The following is an 18,951-nucleotide window of genomic DNA, read 5'->3' on the forward strand; positions in this document are numbered from 1 at the left end:
CTGCAAAACATGCAGCGGCGGTTTTGCGTTTGGGGCAGCGGGTTCTTTTTGATCGCGATATGACGCCCGGTTACTCAGCCGACGGCTTGCCATCCGCTTGACCCTGCCCAATGCCCTGTCACAGTAGCGCCAAGACCGTCGCTGGGAGGCAGAACATGGATATTGAGACACTCTTTGGGCTGGAGGGGAAGACCGCGCTGATCACCGGCGGCGCAACGGGGATTGGGCGCATGGCGGCTGAGGCCTTGGTGCGGGCTGGCGCGCGGGTTTTGCTGGCCAGCCGGACGGGAGAGGCCTGCGAAGCGGTGGCGGCTGAATTAAACGCTCTTAACGCGCGCGGCAGCGCCGAAGGTTTCGCCGGGGATGTCGGCAGCGAAGAGGGCGTTAATGCGCTAGTGGCTGTGGTTCAGGCCCGCTGCGATCGACTGCATATTCTGATGAACAACGCCGGGGTGACTTGGGGCGCGCCGCTAGGGCAATTTCCCTTTGCTGCATGGGACAAAGTCATGGGCGTGAATGTGGCCGGTCTCTTTGATCTGACGCAAAAGCTGCTTCCCCTTCTGCGGTCCGGGGCCACGGCGGATGATCCGGCACGGGTAGTCAACGTCGGCTCGGTCATGGGCGAGCGAGAGATGGGGGATGGGGCTTATAGCTATGCGGCCTCCAAGGCCGCGGTGATCCATCTGAGCAAGATCCTTGCCAAGGAATTGGCCGGGGAGGGGATCACCGTGAACGCGCTGGCACCAGGCCCGTTCGTGTCGCGTATGACGGCCTTCGCCACGCAGGATGAGGCAACGCGCGATGCCGTGGGCCAAGACGTGCCGCTTGGTCGCGTCGGCCGAGATGAGGATATCGCGGGCTGTATGCTGTTCCTATGTGGGCGCGGCGGGGCCTATGTCACCGGGGCGGTGATCCCGGTCAGCGGTGGCATCAACGTGATGTCAGGCCCGAATATCTTTGAAAGGGCACTGTCATGACAAATACGAAAATTCAGCCGGAGAGCGCCCATGCGTGACGACAGCCATTTACCCCAAGCCCTGCGCGGTCTGCGCCTGCCGCTGGTCGCATCGCCCATGTTCATCCTGTCGGGTCCGGAACTGGTCATCGCGCAGTGTAAGGCGGGGATCGTCGGGTCGTTCCCGGCGCTGAACGCGCGGGAGGCGGAGGGCGAGCCGCCGCTGCTCGACGCATGGCTGCGCCAGATCACCGAAGCCCTAGATAAGCACAACCAAGAGAACCCGGACCGGCCTGCGGCACCTTTTGCGGTGAACCAGATCGTGCACCGGTCCAACGCGCGGTTGGAGCGTGACCTTGAGATTTGTGTAAAACATAAAGTGCCGATCTGGATCACCTCGCTTGGTGCGCGGGTAGAGGTGAACGAGGCCGCGCATTCCTGTGGCGGCGTGGTGCTGCATGACATCATCAACAACCGCTTCGCCCGCAAGGCGATTGAGAAAGGCGCCGATGGGCTGATCGCCGTGGCCGCTGGGGCCGGGGGGCACGCGGGGCCGCAGTCGCCCTTTGCGCTGATCCGTGAAATCCGCGAATGGTTCAATGGCCCACTTCTGCTCTCGGGGGCCTTGGCCACCGGCGAGGGGCTCTTGGCGGCGCGGGCCATGGGGGCGGATTTGGGCTATATGGGCTCGGCTTTCATCGCGACGAAGGAAGCCAACGCCGTGCCCAGTTACAAGGACATGATCGTTTCGGGCGGGGCAGATGACATCGTGACCTCGTCGCTCTTCACCGGGGTGTCGGGCAACTATCTGCGGCCTTCGATTGTGGCGGCGGGGCTGGACCCTGACGATCTGCCCTCGGCGGACGCCTCTTCCATGAACTTCGGCTCTGGGTCGTCCAAGCCTAAGGCATGGAAGGAAATCTGGGGCGCGGGGCAGGGCATTGGCGCGGTCAAGCAGATCGGCGGGGTGGCTGAACTGGTGGATCGGATCGAAGCGGAATACCGCGCCGCCGGTGCCCGACTGGCTGCGGAGTTTTCGCAATGAGCACGGACACGCAAACCTTGGACGAGGCAGCGGTCTGCCGTTGGTTGGAAGAGAACCTGCCGGGCTTTGCCGGGCCGCTTGAGGTGACCAAGTTTCAGGCGGGGCAGTCGAACCCCACCTTCCTGCTTTCGACCCCTGCGCATGACTATGTTCTGCGCCGCAAGCCCCCGGGAACGCTGCTGAAATCCGCCCATGCAGTCGACAGGGAGTTTCGGGTGCAACGGGCATTGGCCGACAGTCAGGTGCCGGTCGCGCGGATGCATTTGCTCTGCGAGGATGAAAGCGTCATTGGCTCGATGTTCTATGTCATGGACCATGTGCCCGGTCGCAATTTCAATGACCCAACCCTGCCGGAATTGACCCCGGCCGATCGCGGCGCGGTGGTGGATGAGATGAACGGCGTGCTGGCTGCGCTGCATGAGGTCGACATCGACGCAGTGGGGCTGTCAGATTACGGCCCCCCCGGCAACTATTTCGAGCGGCAGGTCGGGCGTTGGTCAAAGCAATACCGAGCGTCCGAGACGGAACCCCAGCCTGATATGGATGCGCTGATGCAGCGTCTGGTCGAAGAGTTACCCGAGGATGACGGGCAGCGCACGCTGGTGCATGGCGATTACCGGATCGACAACATGATCTTTGACACCCACGGCACCGCTTGCCGCGCGGTTTTGGATTGGGAGCTTTCGACCATTGGTCACCCTTTTGCCGATCTCGCCGCTGTTATCATGCAATGGCAGATGCCCGTGGGCGCCGAGGGGCGCGGCTTGGCCGGAGTGGACCGCAAGGCGCTTGGTCTGCCGACGGACGCGGAGTTTATCGCCGCCTATTGCCGCAGGCGCGGGCTGAAGGAGATCGATAACTTTGGTTATTACCTCGCCTTTTGCTTCTTCCGGATGGCCGCGATCATTCAAGGCGTGTTGAAACGCGCTCTGGATGGCAACGCGTCCAACCCCGAATATGGGCTAAAATTAGGGCAATATGTTCCGGTTTTTGCACGCCACGGGCTGGAGGCGCTCGATCGCGACGCTTGAGTGGGGCAGCGGCTTATTGGTGCTTGAGCTTCGGCGCGAAAACCTGTTGCTAGGGTCGGAACACCCCGGCCCGAAAGGATGACCCATGACCACTGCTGCGCGGCAATTGCTTGATCTGCTGGATATCGAACAGCTTGAGGTCGATCTGTTTCGGGGCACGGGCGCCGGGGGTGAGACCTCGATGCGGATCTTTGGCGGCCATGTGATCGCGCAGGCGCTGATGGCGGCTTATCGCACGGTGCCGGAGCGCACGTGCCACTCGCTCCACGCCTATTTCATCCGGCCCGGTGACCCGAAAATACCCGTGATCTATCAGGTCGACCGCGCCCGCGATGGGGGCAGTTTCACAACCCGGCGGGTGGTGGCAATTCAGCATGGCAAACAGATCCTGAACCTTTCCGCGTCTTTTCAGGTGGCGGAAGAAGGGTTTGATTGGCAGCATGAGATGCCGCAGGTCTCTGCACCTGAAAACTGGCCTGATCGGCCTGAACTCCGCGAGGCTTTTGCCGAGAAGCTGCCAGAAACATACCGCAGTGATTTTCTGCGTGAGCGGCCCATTGAAATTCGCGAGGTCGAGCCGCGCGATTTCATGACACCGGAAAAGGTCGGCGACCGCAACTATCTGTGGTTCCGCATGGCCGCGGCCGAGGGGCAGGGGCCGGTGATGCAGCACGCGCTTTTGGCCTATGCCTCTGATATGAATCTGCTGGGCTCCTCCTTGCGGCCCCATGGGCTGACGTGGTTTCAGGGCAAGGTGATGACGGCGAGCCTTGACCACGCCATGTGGTTCCACGCGCCGATCCGGTTCGATGAATGGCATCTTTACGCACTGGATGCGCCCTTTACCGGTGGCGCGCGCGGGTTCAATCGCGGGATGATTTACAATCAGAACGGGCAGTTGGTGGCAAGCGTGGCGCAAGAGGGGCTGCTGCGCCCGATACGTCCGAAAGGCGAAAGCTAAGGCTTGACGCTACTTCGCGTCGGGTCTCCCAAACCGCCGGTTTAATTTACGCATCCCGGCGATCCAGCGGTCATAGTCCTGCGCCTTGCCTTGTATATAGTCACGTACCTGCGGATGCGGCAGCACCAGAAACACCTCATCGCGGATCGCCTCTACGCAGGCCTCGGCCACTGGCTCGGGCTCCAGCATGCCATCAATCGCGGCGATATGATCTTCCAGCCCGCGCATCATCTCGGTTCGCACGGCCTGAGGGCAAAGCACCGAAACCTTAATCCCATCATCGCCATAGGTCATTGCCAGCCATTCAGCGAGGCCAACGGCGGCGTGTTTCGTGACCCCATAGGGCGCGGCCCCGACCTGATTAAGCAATCCCGCTGCCGAGGCCGTGTTTAACAAATATCCACCGCCCCGCGCACGCATCAGCGGCACCAGATGCCGCGCCGCGCGCACATGGCTCATCACGTTGATCTCCCAGATGCGCTGCCAGTCTGCATCCGGCACTTCGACGCCGCCCTCGACTGAGATACCAGCGTTAGAGCAGAACAGATCAATCGGCCCGATATCACGCTCGACCTCTGCGATCAGCGTCGCGATCTCGGCCTCACTAGAGACATCGACGCGGAACGCCGTGCCGCCGACCTCAGCCGCCGTCGCTTCGGCCCCCGCGCCGTCGATATCCACGCAGACGATATGCGCAGGCGCCTCCCGCGCAAAGCGCAGCGCGAGCGCCCGCCCGATGCCGCTGGCGGCACCGGTGATGACGATGACGCGCCCTTGAAGCTCCACGTCAGCTGTCGCTCTTCGTGCCGCGCGTGTTTGACGCCTGAAACGCCTTCACCTCGGCCCGTGCGATCACCTGGTGGTGCACCTCATCGGGCCCATCGGCGAAGCGCAGTGCACGCTGCCAAGTGTACATGCCTGACAGCGGGCTCCACTGGCTCATCCCCGTCGCGCCATGCACCTGCATCGAGGCGTCGATAATCTCGCAAGCCTTTTCCGGCACCAGTGCCTTGATCATGCTGACCCAGATCCGCGCCTCTTTATTGCCCAGCACATCCATCGCTTTGGCGGCCTTCAGCACCATGAGCCGCATCGCTTCGATGTCGATCCGCGCGCGGCTGATGGTTTCCATGTTCTTGCCAAGGTCGATGATCTTCTTGCCAAAGGCCTCGCGCCCCAGCCCCCGCTCTATCATCAGGTCCAGTGCCTTTTCTGCTGACCCAATTGAGCGCATGCAGTGGTGAATCCGACCCGGCCCCAGCCGCACCTGACTGATCTCAAACCCGCGCCCTTCACCCCAAAGCACGTTTTCGTGCGGAACCCGCACGTCGGTAAAGCGGATGTGCATATGCCCATGGGGCGCGTCGTCGTGACCGAAAACATGCATCGGCCCGAGGATTTCGACGCCGGGCGTGTCCATTGGCACGAGGATCTGGCTCTGCTGCCGGAACGTCTCCGCCTCGGGCGAGGTTTTTACCATCACAATCATGATCTTACAGCGCGGATCACCCGCGCCGGAGATATAGAACTTCTCGCCGTTAATGACCCAATCGTCGCCATCCAAAACCGCGCTGGTCGAAATATTCCGCGCATCAGAAGAGGCCACATCCGGCTCAGTCATCGCAAAGGCCGAACGGATTTCGCCCGCGAGCAGGGGCTTTAACCATTGCTCCTTTTGTTCAGGCGTTCCGACGCGTTCCAGCACCTCCATATTGCCAGTGTCGGGGGCAGAGCAGTTCAGGGTCTCAGGTGCCAGCGGGCTTTTGCCCAATTCAGCGGCGATATAGGCGTAATCGAGGTTCGCCAGCCCTTCGCCCGTTTCGGCATTCGGCAAAAAGAAGTTCCACAACCCCGCCTCACGCGCCTTTTGCTTGGCCCCGTCGAGCAGTTCCAACTGACCGGGCGCATAGGACCAACGGTCGGCGCGGCCTTCGCCAAGCCGAAAGAACTCCTCGGTGATCGGATCGACATTCTCGCGGATGTGCTTGGTAACAGCGGCCAAAAGCGGCTTGGCTTTCTCCGACATTTCGAGATTGTTCATGTCCATGGTCTGATCGATCATCCTGTGCTCCCGGTGATGATGGTATGAGATGCCGCCCCGCTCCTCCGCGCGACGGGTCTGTTAAGGGGGAGCCTATGCAATCACCGCAGGCTTGCCAATCGCGGGCAGGGGGATGTGCCGCGCTTTACGCCGCGTCACAACGGCATTGAAACCTAGGCGCAAACGCTTAGGTTCGCTTTATGACAGATGCATTGATCAAAGACGTCCTCACCCGCACCCGCCGCATTGCAGTGGTCGGCGTGTCCCCCAATCCGGCGCGGCCCAGCCACTATGTCGCTAAATATCTTGCGGAAAAAGGCTATGACGTGGTGCCGGTAAACCCGGTCCATGCGGGCAAAGAGGTCTTTGGCAAAACCATCGTCGCAACATTGGCCGAGATTGATCCACCGGTGCAGATGGTCGACATCTTCCGCCGCTCTGAGGATGTGCCCCCCGTGGTCGATGAGGCACTTGCAGCTTTCCCCGATCTTGAAACGATCTGGATGCAGATGGGGATCACCAATGCCGAAGCAGCGGCCAAGGCTGAAGCGCGCGGCGTGGATGTGATCCAAGACCGCTGCCCCAAAGTCGAAATCCCGCGCCTGCTCGGGTGATTACGTGCGCGCGGCCTTCTCGGCGATGCCTGAGGTCGACTGGCGGCGAGCCAATTCCTCCAGCACATCGCTCAGCGGCACATCGCGTGCCGCCAGCATGACCAGTAGGTGATACAGAACATCGGCAGCTTCAGAGGTAAGGCCAGCGCGGTCATTTTTCACCGCCTCGATGATAGCCTCGACGGCTTCCTCACCAAATTTCTCGGCGCATTTCTCCGGCCCTTTAGCCAGCAACTGCGCAGTCCAACTGCTTGACGGATCAGCCTCTTTGCGGCTCAGGATGGTGGCGTAAAGATCATCAAGCGTCATGAAAGCCTCACTGGAATGCCCGCGGCGGCCATATGTTGCTTGGCCTCCTGCACGGTATATTCGCCGAAGTGAAAGATGGATGCCGCCAGCACAGCCGAAGCACCGCCTTCGATCACCCCGTCGACGAGGTGATCCAAATTGCCAACCCCGCCCGAGGCGATGACCGGTACCGATACGGCATCGGAAATGGCACGGGTCAGCGGCAGGTTGAACCCCTGTTTGGTGCCGTCGCGGTCCATCGAAGTCAGCAGGATTTCCCCCGCGCCCTTCTCCGCGACCAGTTGCGCAAACTCCACCGCATCAATGCCCGTGGGCTTGCGCCCGCCATGGGTGAAAATCTCCCATTTGCCGGGGCTGACGGTTTTGGCATCAATGGCGCAGACGATGCACTGGCTGCCGAAATGATCCGCGGCTTCTGCAATCACATCCGGGTTGGCCACAGCGGCAGAGTTGAAACTGACCTTATCCGCCCCCGCAAGCAGCAAGGCGCGCACATCCGCCACGGTGCGAACACCGCCACCCACGGTCAAAGGGATATAACAATGCTCTGCCGTGCGCGTGACCAAATCGAACATCGTCCCACGGTTCTCATGGGTCGCGTGAATATCAAGGAAACACAGCTCATCCGCCCCTGCCGCATCATAGGCAATCGCAGCATCAACCGGATCGCCCGCATCCCGCAGGCCAACAAAATTCACGCCCTTCACCACGCGCCCGTCGGCCACGTCAAGACAGGGGATGATGCGGGTCTTCAGCATGGCTCAGCCCTTCAACATTTGCATGGCAGCCGCCAGATCAATCGCCCCATCATAAAGCGCCCGGCCCGAGATCGCGCCCTCGATCACGCCTGTATCGCGCAGTGCTGCCAGATCATCGAGCGAGGACACCCCACCGGAGGCAATCACCGGGATCGACACGGCCCGCGCCAGATCGGCGGTGGCGCTGACATTCGGCCCGCCCATCGCGCCGTCGCGGTTGATATCGGTATAGATGATCGCCGCCACGCCTGCGTCTTCAAAGGATTTGGCAAGGTCAGTGGCCATAACATCGGTCTCTGTCGCCCAACCTTTGGTCGCAACACGCCCGTTTCGCGCGTCAATCCCAACGGCCACATGACCGGGGAAAGCGGCAGCAGCTTCACGCACCAGATCGGGGTTTTCCACGGCCACGGTGCCAAGGATCACCCGCGCCAAACCCTTATCGAGCCAGCTTTCAATGGTCGCCATATCGCGAATGCCGCCGCCCAATTGTGCCGGCACCTTGCAGGCTTTCAGGATCGCCTCAACTGGGGCTGCATTCACCGGTGTCCCGGCAAAGGCACCATTGAGATCAACCAAATGCAGCCACTCGCAGCCCGCGTCTACGAAGCTAAGTGCCTGTGCTGCGGGGTCGTCGTTAAAGACGGTGGCCCGGTCCATGTCACCATGCACAAGGCGCACAGCCTGACCGTCTTTGAGATCGATGGCGGGATAGAGGATCATGGCCGGGCCCTTGTTCTGAACATTGGTTTCCTTTTGCACGTCATCACGGATTTTGCAACGCGACCCAAGGTCAATCTTGCCCGAAACAAAGTGATGGACAACAGTAAAGCCAGATCGGGAGGAGAGATCATGAAACAGTTTATTGCAGCGGGCCTTTTGGGCCTTAGTCTGACCGGTGCCGCCTATGCGGCAGGCCCCGCAGTCGGGATTTGGCAGACCCAAGTAGATGACGGCGCCTATGCCCATGTAAAAATGGCCCCCTGTGGCGGCGCTGTCTGCGGTACCATCGCACGCACCTTCAACGACAGCGGCGAATACAAGTCGCCCAACATCGGCAAAACGCTGGTGATCGACATGAAGCCTGAAGGCGGCGGCAAATATGCAGGCAAAGTTTGGCGCCCGTCCAATGGCAAAATCTACATCGGCAAGATGGACGTTGCAGGCGATTCCCTTAAGCTTTCAGGCTGCATTGCAGGCGGGCTGATCTGTTCCAAGCAGACTTGGGCGCGCATCAAGTAACTCTTGCAGGAAGTAAAAGAGATAAAATGGCGCGGAGAGAGGTCATCGCGCCATTTTTGCGTCGCGTGTGGATGAAGCGCGACGCAGCGGTATTTGTAAAAGGATGAAAATGGTGGGCTTTTCCCTTCATCCTTTCTTAAATACCGTCCGACGGCGCAGCAGGCGCAGCGGTCGTTAAGGGGCCCAAGTCAGAAAGTTCGAGATCAGCCGCAGGCCGGTAGTCTGGCTCTTCTCCGGATGAAACTGCATTCCCAACATCGTATCACGGCCGATGATCGCCGTGACATCACCGCCATAGTCGACGTGCGCAAGACGTTCGGCCGGTTCTGCCACGGCCATGTGATAGCTGTGAACGAAATAGGTATGATCGCCGGTCTTTAGCCCGTCAAAAATGGCGTGGTCATGGTCGATCACCAGATCGTTCCAGCCCATATGTGGCACTTTAAGCTTGGAGTCAGCAGGGGTGATTTTGGTCACCTCACCACCGATCCAGCCCAAGCCGGGTGTGTCTTTGTACTCGCGGCCCATGCTTGCCATCAGCTGCATGCCCACGCAGATGCCAAGGAAGGGGCGGCCTTTTTCTTCGACCGCTTCAACCATCGCGTCATAGAGGCCGCCGGCGCCCTTAAGGGCTGCCATACAGGCAGGGAACGCGCCATCGCCGGGCAGCACCAAACGGTCGGCGCGGGCCACGATATCGGCATCAGCGGTGACGACGACTTCGCCCGCGTCGGTCTCGCGCGCCATGCGTTCAAAGGCTTTGTGCGCAGAATGCAGGTTCCCGGACTCGTAGTCGATAATGGCTGTCAGCATCTGATCACAATGCGCCTTTGGTGGAGGGGATCGCGTCGGCTTTGCGCGGGTCGGTCTCAACCGCTTCGCGCAGGGCGCGGGCGACGGATTTGAAGGCCGCTTCGGCGATGTGGTGGCTGTTGAAACCGTGCAGTGCATCGACATGCAGCGTAATGCCGCCGTGGGTGCTGATCGCTTGGAAGAATTCACGTACCAGTTCGGTGTCGAAGGTGCCTATACTGCTGGTTGGGAAATCGACATTCCAGATCAGAAAGGGGCGTGCCGATAGGTCGAGCGCGCAGCGGACCTGCGCGTCGTCCATTGCCAGCAGGCAAGACCCATAGCGGCGGATGCCGCGTTTGTCGCCGAGCGCTTGGGTCAGCGCTTGGCCCAACGTGATGCCCACATCTTCGACGGTGTGGTGATCGTCGATGTGCAGATCGCCCTTGGCGCGCACTTTGATGTCGATCAGCGAGTGGCGCGACAATTGGTCGAGCATATGGTCAAAAAAGCCCACGCCGGTTTCATTGTCATAGGTACCGGTGCCGTCGAGATTGATCTCGACCGTGATGTCAGTCTCGGCGGTGGTGCGGGTCAGGGTGCTGCGACGCATGGGGCATCTCCGAAAAGCAATTGCAGCGCTCTTATAGCAGGGCATGCCGCCACGCCAAGCCCAAGCGGGGCCTTGCCTTTCCCTTATGCCGGCGCGATCGGGGATTGCGGGGGCAGGGCCCATATGTCAGCTTGAACCAAATCCCAGAAAGAGGCGCGCCATGACCACCTGCGTATTCATCCAGATCCGCTGCCGACCGGGCACGACCTATCGTGTGGCCGAGGAGATTGCCCTGCGCGAAATCCATTCCGAGCTCTATTCGACCTCCGGCGAATATGATCTGCTGATGAAGCTTTATATCCCCAAGGGAGAAGATGTGGGCGTTTATATCAACGACAACCTGTTGGACATTGAGGGGATTGAGCGTTCCCTGACGACGATGACCTTCAAGGTATTTTAAGGTGTGGCGCGTTATCTCTTTACTGCCCGTAACTGTCTGCGTCCTTTCAACCGTTGCGCTTTTGAGCACGCCGAGTGTCGCGACGGCCGCGCAACGTGTTTATGAAGGCCGTGAGGCCGCAGCCCTGCGCTGCGCCAATACGTTGGCGCTGACCGCTGTGGCCTTGTCAGCCGCAGAGATGATCGGGGAGGGGGAGAAGAACGTAATGTTAGGCATCACCGTTCGCATCCTTGATCGCCACGTCGAAGGTACGTGGGCGCAGAAGCGTGCGGCGATGGAGATAATGCGCGACCGGCGCAGCGTGCCAGATACGCTTGAGGATTATCGCCGCATTGCGGAGCGGTGTTTGGTGCAATTCCCTATCAATTGAACTGCTTAGTACAGGCTGGAATGAGTAAACCCGCCTGAAGGCGGGTTTTTGGTGTGCGATCTTTGAAAGAGCTAGTGCGCCGCAGAAACGGAGGGTTTTTGCGATGGCGAGCTGTCTAGTTTGACCTTTTGGCGCATCGTGACCCGGCGGATGGCACGGTCAAATGTCTTTCTTACCCGTTGGGTGCGGCTGGCGTTAGGCTGGATCGGGCCACCCACGGAAAGCATGACCGACATTGGGCTGTTATCGTCGTGGCGCAGGTCCATAGCGTCCAGCTCGGCTTGGACCAAAATTTCGATCTCGGGCCATGCGGGCAGGCTGTCGCCTGTCACGATGCAAAGAAGCGTGCCGGACCCATTATGTGTCATCAGCAATTGCGGGCAATCGACCACTCGGGCAACCGCCTCGGCGGATGCGGCAATGGCGCGGGCAAATTCGCGTGTATTGCACGTGGCGAAAAGCTCGTCGATATGCTCGATCTTGGTCGCAAAAACTTGGCACATGTCAATGTGTTGTCGTGAGAGTTGCGACAGGTAATTGCCTAGTGAGAAGGGGAGCACCAACTGCTCGACCCTGCCGATATGCACCGGGTCTGTGAGCTCAAACTCATGGGTGCCGGGCTCGCCTCCCGGCGGTAATTGATGCGGGTCGAGACGCGGCGCGCGTTGCGTGTTTTCAAGCATTCGTTCAGCGATATGCACACGGGTTGCGATGTCTTTCACGTCAAAAGGCTTGGTCACATAGTCATTGGCGCCCGCGGCAAAGGCACGCTCAATCGCGGTTGCATCAGAACGCGAGGTCACCATCAGGATCGGCGTGTCTTGATAGGCATCCAAGGCGCGTATGTGACGGCACAGTGTGATGCCGTCCATCTCGGGCATCTCAATGTCCAGAAGCAGGCAGTCAAATTGCTCTTTGGTCGTTGCAAGTAATTCCAAAGCGGCAGCACCGGAATCAGCAAGCGTTAAGTGTGGGTAGTCAGCCTCGCGGAAAACGACGGGCAGCAGTTCGCGAATAAAGGGGTCATCGTCAACGGCAAGGATTTTCATTTTTGGCACCTCTTTCGTGGGGCAGACGGGCAGTCCGGATGTCTTCACATTCTGTTTACATTTAGTCGCATAAACCCGGCGAAATTGTGACGCTGCTGCACCAATAGCTTGTGGCGTGACCAAAATCATTAACCATATTTTGACGTTTTGCAAAACCGCTGAATTCCTAGGGGAGTGTAGACCAACAGCCCGTCTTTCCCGCATTACGAGTGCCGATTGGGCGCGTATTTAGAAAAATTGCAGATCGAGGAGGGCGGTAATTGGTGTCACAACTGGGCGAGAAAGTGCAGTTTTTATGCAGTCATGAGACGAACGCGAGGCTAAGCGTGGATGGGCAATATGAAATCGGAACCTTTTCGAAAGTAGCCGCTCACGATCTGTTGACGGACGTGGCGCTGCGCGTTCAATTGATATGAGAAACGCAAGAATGGACAGATTGATGCCGACGCCGGACGACATTTTAGCCGAGTTTCTCTTGCCCACGCAGGAGCTTAGAGATGATCTGCCCTTCTTTACCAATGTCTTAGGTATGCGCCTTGAAAGCATTTTTCCGGCGGATGATCCTTCGGTAGCCAGCTTCTCGGGCCACGGTGTTCGGGTGAGGATTGAGCGGGGTGTCACCGTGGCACCGGGGCATTTGCGTATTTTAACCGACGATCCTGACAGCTTTGCCCAAGGTCAGCGCCGGTTGACTGCCCCCAATGGCACAACAGTTGAAGTTGTGCCGCGCTCTCCGCAGGTGGAACAGCCAGAAACTCGGCATGAATTCGCCGTCAGACGGCTCGCGGATGAGGCACCTTGGGTGATCGGCCGCGCAGGCATGCACTACCGCGATTTGATTCCGTCGCGCTTGGGCGGGTCGATCATCGCGAGCCATATCCGCATCCCCGACGGCGGACCGGTGCCGGATATGGTGCATTATCATACGGTCGGTTTTCAGTTGATTTTTTGTTATCGCGGCTGGGTCGATGTGCTTTATGAGGATCAAGGTGATGTGATCCGGCTGCATGCGGGCGATTGCGTGACGCAACCGCCCCGGATCCGGCACCGGGTGGTCGAAGCCTCGCCTTCCATTGAGGTGATCGAGATCGGTGTGCCTGCGGAGCATGTGACGACCATCGACCATGAGATGACCCTGCCGAACGGCAAAGGTGATCCGACCCGCGAGTGGGACGGGCAGACCTTTGTGCATCACATCAGGGATCAAGCAACCTGGCAGCCTTTTCGCATTCCGGGATTTGCCGCGCGGGATACGGGCATCGTTAAGGGGACAAAAGGCGTGGCGGGCATTCAGGTGGCGCGGTTTGATGGGGGCACACCACCCCCCAGCAAGCATAACGCCGACATTCATTTCACCTTTGTCATGGAAGGCAGCATGATGCTGAGCGCCGAGGGGCAGGAGAGCCGGAGGCTGCATGCAGGTGACGCTTTTGTCATTCCGCCGGGCATGGTGGCGCAGTATTCGGACTGCTCGCCCGACCTCGAACTGCTCGAAGCCGGGCTGCGCGGCGATTTTGCGACAACGCTCTTAGGCTAACTTTGCTGCGACTTCGGCTTGCACCTTTTCGGCAGCGGCCTCTTTCACGGGGCCGTAGCCGCGGATCTCCATCGGTGCGCTCAACACCTCAATCGCCACATCATGGGGTAGGGCGGGCGCCTTCGCCATGACACCTTCAAACCAGTTGATCAGCGCCACTTCGAGTTTGCGGTCAGCGCCATAGGCGAAAGGATCGGCCCATGTGCCGCGCAACGGTTTCAGCGCTGCTAGCACGTCAAAGGCGCGCCCCATCCAAGGTCCGAACTTGCGCTTATTGGGGCGGCCACGACCATCTTTGCCGGTGGGCCATGCAGGCGGGGCGAGGTGGTAATGCACCTTGTAATCGCCCTCAAAGCTGTCGGCGATCCGCTCTCCAAAACCGCTTTGACGGTGCAGGCGGGCGACTTCGTATTCATCCTTATAGGCCATAAGCTTGAACAGCGATTTCGCCGCTGCACGCATCAGCTCGTCTGAGCCATCCGGCAGTTCGGACGCAAGCGCATCGAGCTGCGATTTATAGCGCTGGGCATAGGCGGCGTTCTGGTAGTCGGACAATAATTCCATCCGACGGGCGATCAGCGCGTCTACCGTTTCATCGGGCTTGGGGGCGGGGGCAAAATGCGCCTCGATCGCCTCAGGGTTGCCCGCCATGACGCGGCCAAAACCAAAGGCCGCGCGGTTTTTGTCAGGCACGACGCCGTTCAACTCAATCGCCTGTTCAAGGGCCGTGAGCGAGACGGGAACCAGCCCCTTTTGCCACGCAAACCCCAGCATCATCACGTTGGCAAAAACCGCATCGCCCATCAACACTTCTGCCATGCGGTTGGCGTCAAAGGCGCTAAGGTTTTCGATGCCCACCGCCTGCGCGATGACCGCTTGGCGGTCGTCGATGCGCAGATCGGCATCGCGGTTCAGCACCAGATCGCCGGTGGGCATTTCGGCACGGTTCAGCACGATCCGCGTGCCACGGCGATAATGAGCCGAAGCTTTGGGGGCCGAGCTTACGACCATATCGCAGCCGATCACCGCATCGGCGGCGGCTTGGTCGATGCGCACCTGATGCACCTCTTGGGGCCGCTGCGCGATGCGGACATAGCCCAGCACGGTGCCGAACTTTTGCGCAAATCCGGTGAAATCGAGCACGCTGGAGCCCAAACCTTCGAGGTGGGCGGCCATGGTGATGAGCGCGCCCACGGTCACCACGCCGGTGCCGCCGACGCCGGTCACCAGCAGATTGAAAGGCTGGTCGAGTTTCGGCAGCACAGGCATCGGCAGTTGTGCCGAGAGGCCTGCCACATCCAGCCCCGCGCCCGATCGCTTGCGGCGGCTGCCACCTTCAACCGTCACGAAGGACGGGCAGAAACCGTTCAGGCAAGAGTAATCTTTGTTGCAGGTCGATTGGTTGATTTGCCGTTTTGTACCGAACTCGGTCTTCTTGGGCTCGACGCTCAAACAGTTGGATTCTAACGAACAATCACCGCACCCTTCGCAGACCAGATCGTTGATCATCACGAATTTCTTGGGGTCCTCCATTTGCCCGCGCTTGCGCTTGCGGCGTTTTTCGGTGGCGCAGGTTTGCTCATAGATCAGCACGGTGACACCCGGAATTTCGCGCAACTCGCGCTGTACGCGGTCCAGATCGCGGCGGTGGTCAAAGCTTGTCTCTGCAGGGAAATCTGACTTGGCCAACAACTCGGGCCGGTCTGACACCAGTGCAATGCGCGCGACGCCTTCGGCCCGGCAAGCCTGCGCAATCGCGGCGACGGATATGGGGCCATCGACCGGTTGCCCCCCGGTCATCGCTACGGCGTCGTTATAGAGGATTTTATAGGTGATATTTGTCTTGGCTGCGACCGCTTGGCGGATCGCGAGAGAGCCGGAGTGATACCACGTGCCTTCGCCCAGGTTCTGGAAAACATGCTTGCCCCCGTTGAACATTGAGGTCGCGATCCACGGCACGCCTTCGCCGCCCATCTGCGCGAAACCCGCCGTGTCGCGGTCCATCCATGACGCCATGACATGGCAGCCGATGCCGGAGTTGGCTTTGGACCCTTTTGGCAGCTTGGTTGAGGAGTTATGCGGGCAGCCTGAACAGAAATAGGGGGTGCGGGTGGCACCTGGCACGTTCAGTAGAACGGGTGGCTGATCGGTCAGCGCGCGGGCCTTTTCAACGAGTTTCTCTTCGGGAAAGAAGGCATGCAGCCGGGCCGCGATGATCGGCACCAGTTTCAGCGGCGAGAGCTCGCCCGTCCACGGCACCAGTTCTTTAAGGTTTTCGTCGTGCTTGCCCACCATCCGCGCGGGTTTGGAGCCGGGCCAGTCGTAAAACGCCTCTTTGAACTGGCTTTCGATGATGCCGCGTTTCTCTTCGATAACAAGCACTTCGCGCTTGCCCTTCACAAAGGTGAGCGCGTCATCCAGCGCCAGTGGCCAGACCATTCCGATTTTATAGATGTCGATGCCAAGCGCACGGCATTTGTCCTCATTCAGCCCCAAAAGCCGCAGCGCCTCCATCGTGTCAAGGTGGCCTTTGCCGGTGGTGACGATGCCAAAATTGGCATCCGGCGTGTCATAGATATGCCGGTCAATCGGGTTGGCGCGGAGGAAGGCCTGAACAGCCTCCAGCTTGTGATGGATGCGCGTTTCAATCTCGGCAGAGGGGAGATCACCCAAGCGAACGTGCAACCCGCCCGCGGGGGCAGTGTAGTCGGGCTGGTTAAACACCCTGTCCGGGGTCAGATCGACCGACGCGCCGCTTTCAACGGTTTCCGAGATCGCCTTGAACCCGACCCATGTGCCCGAAAACCGCGACAGCGCGACGCCGTACTCACCAAAGGCTTGATATTCGGCCACCGACGCCGGGTTCAGCGTTGGCATGAACCACGACATAAAGGCCACGTCGGATTGGTGTGGCATTGAGGACGACACACAGCCGTGGTCATCACCCGCCACCACCAGCACGCCGCCCTTGGGTGCCGAGCCATAGGCGTTGCCATGTTTCAGCGCGTCGCCCGAGCGGTCGACCCCCGGTCCTTTGCCGTACCACATGGAAAAGACGCCCTCGACCTCCGCATGAGGGTCAAGATGCGCCTGCTGCGCGCCGAGCACGGCGGTGGCGCCCAAATCTTCGTTGACGGCGGGCAAGAATTTAACCCCCGCGTCGGCCACGCGGGTCTTAATACGCCAATATTCAAGGTCGAGCCCACCCAGCGGTGAACCGCGATATCCCGAGACGAAACCCGCTGTCTTGAGCCCTGCATCGCGGTCGCGGCGGGCTTGATCTAGCATGATCCGCACCAGAGCCTGCGTCCCGGTCAGAAAGACGCGGCCCTCGGTCAGATCATAGCGGTCGTCGAGTTTATAAGTGGTGAATTCGCGCGGTTGTTCAGTCATTGGGGTGCTCCTCAAGAGGTAGTATAGCGCGGTTCTGATGGATTTTCGTGCCAGATTTTCTAGCTATCAGCGTGAAGCATGGATAAACTGACCAGTAAGGTCCTCCACAGTGAAAGATTTATTCGATGAGTGAGATGGATGCGACAGACCGCCAGCTGGTGACCTTACTCCAGCAGGATTCGCGTCTGCCGAATGCGCAACTGGCAGAAAAGCTGAATATCTCCGCCTCTGCCTGCTGGCGGCGGGTCAAGGCGTTGGAGCAGACGGGGGTCATCAAGCGCTATGCCGCCATCGTTGAACCAAAGGCGATGGGGCTGGGGTTTGAGGCGATGGTGCATGTGCATCTGACCCGGCATGATGCCTCGGCATTGGCCAGTTTCATCAGCGCCATCCAGTCCCGCAAGGAGGTGACGGAATGTTTCGCCACCACCGGTCAGGCCGACTATCATCTGCGTGTTCTTTGCCGGGATATCGAGGCTTATAACGCTTTTCTCGAAAGTTTTCTGTTCCTTCACCCGGCGGTGAACTCTGCCACGACAAATGTGATCCTGCGACAGATCAAAGCCAATGCGCCGATTACTGGTTGAGGCGCCATTCAATCGGCCCGCCGCTTATTGCCAGTCGACGCGCAGCGGATCGTGACTTGCGCCGCTTTCAGAAATGGACATTTGATGCGGGCGTGCTCCATATAGCACCAAGTGATTAACCTCGAAGGAGAGACCCATGATGAGAACCCGTGCCGCCGTCGCTGTCGAAGCTGGCAAACCGCTTGAAATCATGGAGGTGAACCTCGAAGGACCGAAGCGCGGCGAGGTCTTGGTCGAGATCAAAGCGACCGGCCTTTGCCACACCGATGAATTCACCCGCTCTGGCGATGATCCCGAAGGCATCTTCCCCGCGATCCTCGGCCATGAAGGCGCAGGCGTTGTGCTGGAAGTCGGCGAGGGCGTGACCACGCTGGAGCCGGGTGACCATGTGATCCCGCTCTACACGCCGGAATGCCGCGAGTGTGAATACTGCCTGAGCGGAAAAACCAACCTGTGCCAAAAAATCCGCGTGACCCAAGGCCAAGGCCTGTTGCCCGACGGCACAACGCGGTTTTCGATGCTCGATGGCACGCCGATCCACCACTATATGGGCTGCTCGACCTTCGCCAATCACACCGTGGTGCCTGAAATCGCGCTGGCCAAAGTGCGCAAAGACGCGCCGTTCGATAAAATTTGCTACATCGGTTGTGGCGTCACCACGGGCATCGGCGCGGTTATCAACACTGCCAAAGTCGAGATCGGTGCGCGCTGCGTGGTCTTCGGGCTGGGCGGTATCGGGTTGAACGTGATCCAAGGCCTGCGAATGGCGGGTGCAGATCAGATCGTGGGCGTGGATCTGAACGACGACAAGGAAGAGGTCGGGCGTTATTTCGGGATGACCGATTTCGTGAACCCCAAGAGCGTCGACGGCGATTTGGTGGCGCATTTGGTCGAAGTGACCAAAGGCGGCGCGGACTATTCCTTTGACGCGACCGGCAACACTAAGGTCATGCGCGACGCGCTAGAGTGCGCGCATAAAGGCTGGGGCGAGAGCATCATCATCGGCGTGGCACCTGCGGGGGCCGAGATTTCTACGCGGCCATTCCAACTGGTGACGGGCCGGGTTTGGCGCGGGACCGCCTTTGGTGGGGCCAAGGGGCGGACGGACGTGCCCAAGATCGTTGATTGGTACATGAACGGCAAGATCGAGATCGACCCGATGATCACCCACAAACTGACTCTGGATCAGATCAACGAAGGCTTTGAATTGATGCACAAAGGTGAATCGATCCGCGCGGTCGTCGAATTCTAAAT

At 59.7% G+C, this 18,951-nt stretch carries 20 protein-coding genes; 11 read left to right on the forward strand and 9 right to left on the reverse strand.

What is annotated here, in order from left to right:
- The first annotated feature begins 155 nt into the window (after positions 1-155).
- The 4 genes from WNY61_RS08925 to WNY61_RS08940 all read left to right on the forward strand — a co-directional run bounded on the left by WNY61_RS08925 (position 156) and on the right by WNY61_RS08940 (position 3,992).
- A complete protein-coding gene (locus tag WNY61_RS08925) occupies positions 156-977 on the forward strand; it encodes an SDR family oxidoreductase (RefSeq protein WP_342851114.1) in 822 nt (273 codons plus the stop codon).
- A 30-nt stretch (positions 978-1,007) separates the two neighbouring features.
- Complete coding sequence (locus WNY61_RS08930; RefSeq protein ID WP_342851115.1) at positions 1,008-2,000, forward strand: nitronate monooxygenase family protein; 993 nt, start codon at positions 1,008-1,010, stop codon at positions 1,998-2,000.
- Complete coding sequence (locus tag WNY61_RS08935) at positions 1,997-3,031, forward strand: phosphotransferase family protein (RefSeq protein WP_342851116.1); 1,035 nt, start codon at positions 1,997-1,999, stop codon at positions 3,029-3,031. Before WNY61_RS08930 ends, WNY61_RS08935 begins: the two co-directional genes overlap by 4 nt.
- Positions 3,032-3,116: 85 nt before the next feature.
- Entirely contained in the window at positions 3,117-3,992 is an 876-nt protein-coding gene (locus WNY61_RS08940) for an acyl-CoA thioesterase II (RefSeq protein WP_342851117.1), read from the forward strand.
- A 9-nt stretch (positions 3,993-4,001) separates the two neighbouring features.
- Here WNY61_RS08940 and WNY61_RS08945 read toward each other — a convergent pair whose 3' ends face one another.
- Entirely contained in the window at positions 4,002-4,778 is a 777-nt protein-coding gene (locus tag WNY61_RS08945) for an SDR family oxidoreductase (protein ID WP_342851118.1), read from the reverse strand.
- Position 4,779: 1 nt separating this feature from the next.
- A complete protein-coding gene (locus WNY61_RS08950) occupies positions 4,780-6,033 on the reverse strand; it encodes an acyl-CoA dehydrogenase family protein (RefSeq protein ID WP_342851422.1) in 1,254 nt (417 codons plus the stop codon).
- Between the two features lie 200 nt (positions 6,034-6,233).
- Between WNY61_RS08950 and WNY61_RS08955 the strand changes: the two genes are divergently transcribed.
- The gene (locus WNY61_RS08955) at positions 6,234-6,647 is read left to right on the forward strand and encodes a CoA-binding protein (RefSeq protein ID WP_342851119.1); all 414 of its coding nucleotides are present in this window, start codon (positions 6,234-6,236) and stop codon (positions 6,645-6,647) included.
- On the opposite strand, the gene WNY61_RS08960 is transcribed toward WNY61_RS08955, so the two are convergent.
- The 3 genes from WNY61_RS08960 to hisA are packed head-to-tail and all read right to left on the reverse strand — an operon-like array spanning position 6,648 to position 8,437.
- The gene (locus WNY61_RS08960) at positions 6,648-6,956 is read right to left on the reverse strand and encodes a phosphoribosyl-ATP diphosphatase (protein ID WP_342851120.1); all 309 of its coding nucleotides are present in this window, start codon (positions 6,954-6,956) and stop codon (positions 6,648-6,650) included. It abuts the gene before it with no gap.
- On the reverse strand, positions 6,953-7,714 hold the full coding sequence (gene hisF, locus WNY61_RS08965) for an imidazole glycerol phosphate synthase subunit HisF (protein WP_342851121.1): 762 nt from the start codon (positions 7,712-7,714) through the stop codon (positions 6,953-6,955). Before hisF ends, WNY61_RS08960 begins: the two co-directional genes overlap by 4 nt.
- Positions 7,715-7,717: 3 nt before the next feature.
- Entirely contained in the window at positions 7,718-8,437 is a 720-nt protein-coding gene (gene hisA, locus WNY61_RS08970) for a 1-(5-phosphoribosyl)-5-[(5-phosphoribosylamino)methylideneamino]imidazole-4-carboxamide isomerase (RefSeq protein ID WP_007120507.1), read from the reverse strand.
- A 129-nt stretch (positions 8,438-8,566) separates the two neighbouring features.
- Here hisA and WNY61_RS08975 point away from each other — a divergent pair, with 129 nt between their 5' ends.
- On the forward strand, positions 8,567-8,956 hold the full coding sequence (locus WNY61_RS08975; protein WP_342851122.1) for a DUF2147 domain-containing protein: 390 nt from the start codon (positions 8,567-8,569) through the stop codon (positions 8,954-8,956).
- 174 nt (positions 8,957-9,130) lie between these two features.
- Here WNY61_RS08975 and hisH read toward each other — a convergent pair whose 3' ends face one another.
- A complete protein-coding gene (gene hisH / locus WNY61_RS08980; RefSeq protein ID WP_342851123.1) occupies positions 9,131-9,769 on the reverse strand; it encodes an imidazole glycerol phosphate synthase subunit HisH in 639 nt (212 codons plus the stop codon).
- A gap of 4 nt (positions 9,770-9,773) precedes the next feature.
- On the reverse strand, positions 9,774-10,361 hold the full coding sequence (gene hisB / locus WNY61_RS08985; protein ID WP_342851124.1) for an imidazoleglycerol-phosphate dehydratase HisB: 588 nt from the start codon (positions 10,359-10,361) through the stop codon (positions 9,774-9,776).
- 160 nt (positions 10,362-10,521) lie between these two features.
- Here hisB and WNY61_RS08990 point away from each other — a divergent pair, with 160 nt between their 5' ends.
- Together WNY61_RS08990 and WNY61_RS08995 are read left to right on the forward strand one after the other, a co-directional pair.
- Positions 10,522-10,761: an Lrp/AsnC family transcriptional regulator gene (locus WNY61_RS08990; protein WP_007120503.1), complete on the forward strand. Its 240-nt coding sequence runs from the start codon at positions 10,522-10,524 to the stop codon at positions 10,759-10,761.
- Between the two features lies 1 nt (position 10,762).
- Positions 10,763-11,131 carry a hypothetical protein gene (locus WNY61_RS08995; protein WP_342851125.1) on the forward strand — a complete coding sequence of 123 codons (369 nt, stop codon included), beginning with the start codon at positions 10,763-10,765 and terminating at the stop codon, positions 11,129-11,131.
- 71 nt (positions 11,132-11,202) lie between these two features.
- Here WNY61_RS08995 and WNY61_RS09000 read toward each other — a convergent pair whose 3' ends face one another.
- Complete coding sequence (locus WNY61_RS09000) at positions 11,203-12,180, reverse strand: response regulator (RefSeq protein WP_342851126.1); 978 nt, start codon at positions 12,178-12,180, stop codon at positions 11,203-11,205.
- A gap of 439 nt (positions 12,181-12,619) precedes the next feature.
- Here WNY61_RS09000 and WNY61_RS09005 point away from each other — a divergent pair, with 439 nt between their 5' ends.
- A complete protein-coding gene (locus WNY61_RS09005) occupies positions 12,620-13,717 on the forward strand; it encodes a cupin domain-containing protein (protein WP_342851127.1) in 1,098 nt (365 codons plus the stop codon).
- On the opposite strand, the gene WNY61_RS09010 is transcribed toward WNY61_RS09005, so the two are convergent.
- Entirely contained in the window at positions 13,709-17,110 is a 3,402-nt protein-coding gene (locus WNY61_RS09010) for an indolepyruvate ferredoxin oxidoreductase family protein (RefSeq protein ID WP_342851128.1), read from the reverse strand. The genes WNY61_RS09005 and WNY61_RS09010 overlap by 9 nt on opposite strands.
- A gap of 125 nt (positions 17,111-17,235) precedes the next feature.
- Between WNY61_RS09010 and WNY61_RS09015 the strand changes: the two genes are divergently transcribed.
- Both WNY61_RS09015 and WNY61_RS09020 read left to right on the forward strand, forming a co-directional pair.
- A complete protein-coding gene (locus WNY61_RS09015) occupies positions 17,236-17,697 on the forward strand; it encodes an Lrp/AsnC family transcriptional regulator (RefSeq protein ID WP_342851129.1) in 462 nt (153 codons plus the stop codon).
- A gap of 139 nt (positions 17,698-17,836) precedes the next feature.
- Positions 17,837-18,949 (forward strand): S-(hydroxymethyl)glutathione dehydrogenase/class III alcohol dehydrogenase, encoded by a 1,113-nt coding sequence (locus WNY61_RS09020; protein WP_342851423.1) that lies wholly within the window; start codon positions 17,837-17,839, stop codon positions 18,947-18,949.
- Positions 18,950-18,951: the final 2 nt, after the last annotated feature.

This window comes from Sulfitobacter sp. AS92 (assembly GCF_038900015.1).
Taxonomy (GTDB): Bacteria; Pseudomonadota; Alphaproteobacteria; order Rhodobacterales; family Rhodobacteraceae; genus Sulfitobacter.